Annotated in this window: 7 protein-coding genes; 4 read left to right on the forward strand and 3 right to left on the reverse strand. The window is 70.1% G+C overall.

Features of this window, described 5'->3' with window-relative positions; translation table 11 throughout:
* A partial coding sequence (gene eutB / locus G6021_RS17305) for an ethanolamine ammonia-lyase subunit EutB (protein WP_241736504.1) occupies positions 1 to 402 on the reverse strand: 402 nt, incomplete at its 3' end.
* On the reverse strand, positions 399 to 1,838 hold the full coding sequence (eat, locus tag G6021_RS09720) for an ethanolamine permease (protein ID WP_182610505.1): 1,440 nt from the start codon (positions 1,836 to 1,838) through the stop codon (positions 399 to 401). The genes eat and eutB, both read right to left, overlap by 4 nt.
* 269 nt (positions 1,839 to 2,107) lie before the next feature.
* On the opposite strand from eat, the gene G6021_RS09725 reads away from it, so the two are divergent.
* Together G6021_RS09725 and G6021_RS09730 are read left to right on the forward strand one after the other, a co-directional pair.
* Positions 2,108 to 3,043 (forward strand): alpha/beta fold hydrolase, encoded by a 936-nt coding sequence (locus G6021_RS09725; RefSeq protein WP_347238350.1) that lies wholly within the window; start codon positions 2,108 to 2,110, stop codon positions 3,041 to 3,043.
* Between the two features lie 135 nt (positions 3,044 to 3,178).
* Positions 3,179 to 4,381 (forward strand): 12-oxophytodienoate reductase, encoded by a 1,203-nt coding sequence (locus G6021_RS09730; protein ID WP_182610504.1) that lies wholly within the window; start codon positions 3,179 to 3,181, stop codon positions 4,379 to 4,381.
* A gap of 5 nt (positions 4,382 to 4,386) precedes the next feature.
* Here G6021_RS09730 and G6021_RS09735 read toward each other — a convergent pair whose 3' ends face one another.
* A complete protein-coding gene (locus G6021_RS09735; protein ID WP_206682223.1) occupies positions 4,387 to 5,025 on the reverse strand; it encodes a TetR/AcrR family transcriptional regulator in 639 nt (212 codons plus the stop codon).
* Between the two features lie 116 nt (positions 5,026 to 5,141).
* Here G6021_RS09735 and G6021_RS09740 point away from each other — a divergent pair, with 116 nt between their 5' ends.
* Together G6021_RS09740 and G6021_RS09745 are read left to right on the forward strand one after the other, a co-directional pair.
* Positions 5,142 to 5,750, forward strand: coding sequence for a GNAT family N-acetyltransferase (locus G6021_RS09740; protein WP_182610502.1), 609 nt, complete (start codon positions 5,142 to 5,144; stop codon positions 5,748 to 5,750).
* Positions 5,743 to 6,333: a GNAT family N-acetyltransferase gene (locus tag G6021_RS09745; RefSeq protein ID WP_182641174.1), complete on the forward strand. Its 591-nt coding sequence runs from the start codon at positions 5,743 to 5,745 to the stop codon at positions 6,331 to 6,333. Before G6021_RS09740 ends, G6021_RS09745 begins: the two co-directional genes overlap by 8 nt.
* Positions 6,334 to 6,620: the final 287 nt, after the last annotated feature.

Below are 6,620 nucleotides of genomic sequence, written 5' to 3' on the forward strand. Positions count from 1 at the left end.
GCGCATCAGCTTGCTCACCGCCGCCACCATCTCGGGGGTCAGACCCGCGGCCACGGAGGCCAGCGTCGCGGCCGCCCCGGGCGAGGCGGCGACCTCGAGCAGCCAGTCGCGCAGGCCACCCACGGTGAGGTGGGCCAGCGGGGCGAAGGCGGCGCGATCGTGGGAGTCGACGATGAGGCGGGTGACCTCGTCGGTCTCGTACGGCACCAGCAGGTCCTCGAGGAAGGTCTCGAGCAGGACGTCGGCGAGCGCCCATTGCGCGGCGGCCCGTTCGGCATCGGACGACGCCGCGCACCCGGCCAGTTCGTCCCCCGATCGCTGGGGCGACGCCGTGGCCATCAGCTCGACGAGGCCGTCGAACTGATAGGTCGTTCCCGAGATCTGCTGGGTGTACGTGGTCATTCGAGCTCTGCTTCCGCTCTGGCCAGTGCGGCGAACTCCTCGTCCGGGGAGTTGGCGACGAGGTGGTGCCGACTGTAGATACCGAAGTACAGCATGAACGCACCGAACACCACCAGGCACCAGAACGCGGCCGTGCTGTTGACGAGGAAGGTGGCCACCACGGCGAGTGCGGCGATGACGAGCGCGAATCCGGTGGTCACGACGCCACCCGGGGTGCGGTACGGGCGCTCCATGTCCGGCTCCCTGCGGCGCAGCACGATGTGGCTGACCATCATCAGGACGTAGCTGAGCGCGGCGCCGAACACCGCCATGTTGAGCAGCATGTCGCCCTGCCCGGTGAGCGAGAGCAGGAACCCGATGACACCCGGGACGATGAGGGCCAGGGTGGGCGCCTTGCGCGAGTTGGTGATCGACAGCGTCCTGGGCAGGTAGCCGGCGCGGGAGAGGGCGAACAGCTGACGGGAGTAGGCGTACATGATCGAGAAGAAGCTGGCGACCAGGCCGGCGAGCCCGATGTAGTTGACGATCTTCGCGGCCGCACCGTCCCCGAGTGCCTCGACCAGCGGGTTGCCCGAGGACTGGATGGCGTCCGCTCCCCCGGCGCCGGTGGCCAGGACCAGGACGGCGGTCGCGGTGACGAGAAGGACACCCATCGCCGCGATGATGCCGCGGGGGATGTTCCTGGACGGGTCCTTGGCCTCCTCGGCGGCGAGCGGCACACCCTCGATGGCGAGGAAGAACCAGATCGCGAACGGGACGGCGGCCCAGATCCCGATGACGCCGAACGGCAGGAAGTCCGAGGCGCCCGCGGCGTCGGTGGGAGCGATGTTGGTGAGGTTGGACGCCTCGAACTGGCCCGCCGCCGCCACCGCGAAGATGATGAGTCCGACGAGAGCGATCGCGGTGATGGCGAACATGACCTTGAGCGCCTCCCCCGCCCCGGAGAGGTGGATGCCGATGAAGATCGCGTACACGGCGAGGTAGATCCACCAGCCGTCGGTGATCCCGAACAGGTTGAGGGATTCCACGTACGCACCGATGAACGTCGCGATGGCCGCGGGCGCGATGGCGTACTCGATGAGGATCGCCGTTCCGGTGGCGAACCCACCCCACGGTCCCAACGCCCGCCGCGCGAAGGTGTAGCCGCCGCCTGCGGCCGGGAGCGCCGAGGACATCTCGGCCATGCCGAGAACCATGGCCAGGTACATGCCCGCGATGATCACGGCCACGATGAGCAGGCCACCGAACCCGCCCTGTTCCAGGCCGAAGTTCCAGCCGGAATAGTCGCCGGAGATCACGTAGCTGACGCCGAGACCCGCGAGCAGCACCCACCCCGCGGTGCCCTTCTTCAACTGGCGCTTGGCCAGGTAGTCACTGCCCTCGACGTGCGACTGGGTTCCGTCGTGATGACTGCTGATCGACTCTGTGGCGGACATGTGCGGCCTCTCTCGACGCGAGATCCAACGATGTCGCGCGGGGTGCGCGAACCGGATCACCGTAGGTCCGCGGTGTAAGCACCGGGTCGACGCACTGTGACGGCCTCGTTACGGCGATCGGCGGTGTACCGGGGCGGCCGACGACCAGCCGAACTGGCCGGTCCACTCTCTGGTCTGGCGCCAAAATGCGTGACATCCGACCAGCGGGCCGGACGCTCATTAGGCTGACGCACGTGAAGCGGACGACTCGGACCCGGTCCACCGTTGCTGTGGCATCATCCCTGATCGCGGCCATGATGATCGGCGGCTGCGCCCCAGATGACGATGCCGCTCCCCAGGGCGATGCGGCGTCCCAGGGCGACGTCGCCGAGCGGGACCAACACCACTACGAGCGAATCACGTATCCCACACGTGGGGAATCGGACCCGGCCCAGAACTGGGGAGACCTCTACCTGCCGGCCGGAACGCACGCCGAGGATTCGGTGCCGCTGGTCGTCCTCATCCACGGCGGTTCGTGGGCGTCCCAGCTCGGCGCCGAGGTCATGAACTCCTTCGCGGACGATCTCGTCGACCGCGGAATGGCCGTGTACAACATCGAGTACCGACGCGTCGGCTCCGGCGGTGGATGGCCCGTCACCTTCAGCGATGTCGCCGACGCCCTGGATCACGTTGTCCGCCTCGACGAGCAGTACCCCGAGCTCACCACCGACGACGAGCTCGTCGTCGGCCACAGTGCCGGCGCCCAGTTGGCCATGTGGTCCGGCACCCGCCATTCCCTGAACGACGACGAGGTCGGGAGCGACCCCGCGTTCCGGCCCACGCGCGTGGTCTCCCTGGCCGGGCCCCTCGACATGATCTACGCCGCCACCCACGGTGACGACCGGATCGTCACCGTGCTCGGCGGCACCCCTGCCGAGGTCCCGGATCGCTACACCTCCGTCGACCCCATCCAGAACATCGACCCGCGGATACCGGTGGTGGCCGTGCACGGCACGGCCGACACGATGGTCTCCCCGGAGAACTCCATCCGCTATATCGACGCCGTGAAGCAGCAGAACGGGATCGGGTCCCTCGTGCTGGCCGACGGCGAGGACCACGTCTCACTGGTCAGCGCGGACTCCGCGCACTACCAACGCATCCTCGACATCATCTCCGAGACCTCGGACAAGACCGTCGACGAGCTGGAACAACAGCACTCCGGATAGTCGCCTCACGCGCCCGGCGGTCCGCATGGTTCATCGCCGTGCGCCCGGTCCGGGTACTATTGACAGCTGTCAAGTGTTGGCGTCACCGGTGCGGACCCCCGGTCGCCGTCACCGGAGAGGAAGAGGTCCCACGAGATGACGCCATCGGTCACCACCACGCGCGAGGCACTGTTCCGGCCCCTACAGGTCCGGTCCATGCAGCTGGCCAACCGCCTGGTCATGTCGCCCATGACACGGATGGGCTGCCCGGACGCCCTGCCCGACGAGGTGAACCGCGACTACTACGCCGCTCGTGCCGCCGGCGGTACCGCGCTGATCGTCACCGAGGGGATCGGTGTGGACCACCCCACCTCGGTGGATCACGCATGGATCCCTCGCCTCGACGGGCCCGCGTCCGTGGCCGCCTGGCGGCAGGTCACCGACGCGGTCCACTCGGCCGGGGGTCGCATTCTCGCGCAGCTGTGGCACGTCGGCCCGCTCTGGGGTGCCAACGCCCGTTTCGACCGGGCCAATCGGGACCGGCTCATGGAGAGGCACCCGATGCGACCGTCCGGGCGGTGGGGCACCCCGGGCATCACCACCTACTCCGAGCGGAGCGTCGCCCGGTGGTCATCGGAGGTCGAGCCGATGACGGAGGGCGACATCGCCGAGGTGGTCGATGCGTTCTCCCGTTCCGCCCGGCTGGCGATGGAGGCCGGATTCGACGGCGTGACCCTCCACGGCGGGCACGGGTACCTCCTCGACTCCTTTGTCTGGGCCGACACCAACCGGCGGACCGACACCTGGGGCGGCGACCTGGCCGCGCGCAGCCGGTTCCCCGCCGCGGTGGTCGCCGGGGTCCGCGAGGCGATCGGTCCCGACGCCCCGCTGTTCTACCGCTTCTCCCAGCACACCCAGCAGGACTACACCGCCCGCAAGGCCACCACGACCGAGGAACTGGGCGTGTATCTCGGTGCCCTCGCCGACGCGGGGGTGGACCTGCTCGACGCCTCCACCAGGCGGTTCAACGACCCGGCATTCCCGGACCTGGAGGGCGACGACGGCGAGGTGTCCCTGGCCGGATGGGCCCGCCGACTTACCGGGCTACCGTCGGGCGCGGTCGGCGGGGTGGGGATCGGGGCCTCGCTCCGCGAGCAGAAGTCCGGGGCGCCAGCCCACACCGCGGACAACATCGATGCCGTGGTGGACTGCCTGGAGGCCGGGGAGTTCGATCTCATCTCGGTGGGCCGGCTCCATCTGGCGGATCCGGCCATCGCGACTGTCCTGCGCACCGGCGACCCGTTGCCGGAGTTCGTCCGCGAGGTTCACGAGATGCCTCTGCGGACCCCCGAGGGCTGAGGTACCTAGGGACGCTGTGGACCGCCCGGGGTCGGGTCGCCGCCCAGCCGCTCGATCCCGTCGTGCATCAGCTCCACGGCGGTGCCAAAGACGACGCCGGGGTCGATCCCGCGATAGTCGTCCAGGAGCCCGGTGGTGAGCGGATAGTCCCCGGCGGGCAGGGCCTCGATCTCCGCCGCGGTGACGTCGTCCACTGGAGCGACCAACCCTAGGGCCTCCGCCGTGGCCAGCCCGAGGACGGTCGCGTACCAGCCCACCGTCACCGTCACCACCTGAGGCCGGGGGACCCCCGCACCCAGCATCGCCGCGTGCACCACCTCGGTCGTGGCGTAATCGGCCGACCCGGTGTGGGTGAACCGCTGGAGCAACGGGAACGTCCGGGGATACGCCCTGGCCAGGGCGCGGTACTGCTCAGCCAGGTGACGCAGTGTCGGTCGCCAGGGCGCCCCGGGTGGGGCGGGCCGCACCTGACCGTCGAGCCACGACGCCATGGCCCGGGCCAGCCCCTGCTTGGACCCGAAGTGATAGGCCACCGACATCGCGTCGCACCCCGCCGCGCGCCCCACACTGCGCATGCTGAACGATTCCTGCCCGCTCTCCTCCAGCACGCCGACAGCCGCCTCGACGATCAAGGCGGGGGACAACCCCCTGGGCCCTCGTCCGACGCGGCGCTCGACCATCAGTCCCCCCACTTTCGGGCCGACAAGCCCGAGACACTATTTCTACATTGTAGAATAGGGCGCGATCGAGGGAGGAAGACATGGTGGAAGTCAGACCGGCGGCGGCCTCCGATGCACAGACCATCGGGGAGATGCTCGGGGAGGCGTTCGGCGCTGATCCGGCGTGGGCGCAGTTCTTCCCCGACGAGGCCTCACGGTCCGCACGCCTGACCGCGCACTATCGACGCCACGTGCGTCGGCACCCGGACCGGGTCGACGTGGCCGTGGAGGACGGGCAGACGTTGGGGGCGTTGCTCTGGGAGCCTCCGCACCGCGAGGCGGGGCGCTGGTCACGATGGGGCGAGAGAGGCACAGCGGTTCTCCGACTGCTGATCTCGCCCACCGCGCGCCGCGGCATGGCACACACCCGCGCGGTCGAGGCACACCGGCCGTCGGAGCCGCACTGGTACTTCCACGACATCGCCACCGGACCCAAGGCTCGCGGGAAGGGGATCGGGTCGGCCCTCCTGCGCCACCGCCTGGACATCATCGACCAGGGCGGGCCGGAGCCGGTGTTCCTCGAGGCGACCACCGCGGGCAGCCGCCGCCTGTACGAGCGATTCGGTTTCCTCCCCGTCGGCACGGTGCCCACGGGGCCCGGACAGGAATCCACCGCAATGATCCGACCCGCAGGAGCCCAGAATGACTGACCCCCGCCTCGCCTCGCCGGACGATCTCGCCCCCGCCGCCGAGACCCTGGCCCAGGCGTTCGCGCACTACCCCTGGACCCGTCACGTCATCCCCGAGGAGGGGTACGTCGAGCGCCTGCTCACCCTGCAGCAGCTCTATCTGGCGCACGCCTATCGGCACGGGGTCGTCGCGGTCACCGAGGACCGTGACGGCGTGATCGCGCTCCTGCCCCCGGACGCCCCGGACGCCGACGACGACGCCGTCGAGCAGATCGTGGCCCTGCACGGCGACCGCATCGGGAGGCTGGCCGACGGATCGCCGCCGCACGACGGGTGGACCCTGGAGACCCTCGGGGTGCGCCCCGCCGCGCAGGGCAGGCGTCTCGGTAGCTCCCTGCTCGTGTTTGCTCTGGCCGAGGCGGGACGTCGAGGCGCCCGCGCCGTGCGGTTGGAGACCTCGGATGAGCGGAACGTGCGGCTGTACGAGCGGCACGGGTTTCACGTCACCGGACGCCGCGACCATCCGGACGGGCCGCCCGTCTGGGACATGCAGTTCGACGAGATGGAGGTCGACGACATGGGGGCCCACACCCGCACCACCTGACCGCTCACTCTCCGCTGCCGAGGAGGTTGGCGGGTAGGCCACCGGGAGACCGAGGAGCCGACGACGGGGAGGCGGAGCCGCGAGGGCGTGGTGATCACGCGGTGACGTAGGTTCTACGTCGTGACCGGCTACTGCGACCCGATGGCGCAGTGGCGCGCGGTCGCGGTGGTGCTCGCGTCCGTGCTCACCGCCACGGTCGCGCACACTGCTGCCGGGGGCTGGGTGCCCGGTCCGGGCGGATGGGCCGTCGTGCTCCTGTGTCTGCTCCCGGTCGCCGCGCTCGCCCG

This window comes from Dietzia sp. CW19 (assembly GCF_014145265.1).
Lineage (GTDB): Bacteria > Actinomycetota > Actinomycetes > Mycobacteriales > Mycobacteriaceae > Dietzia > Dietzia natronolimnaea.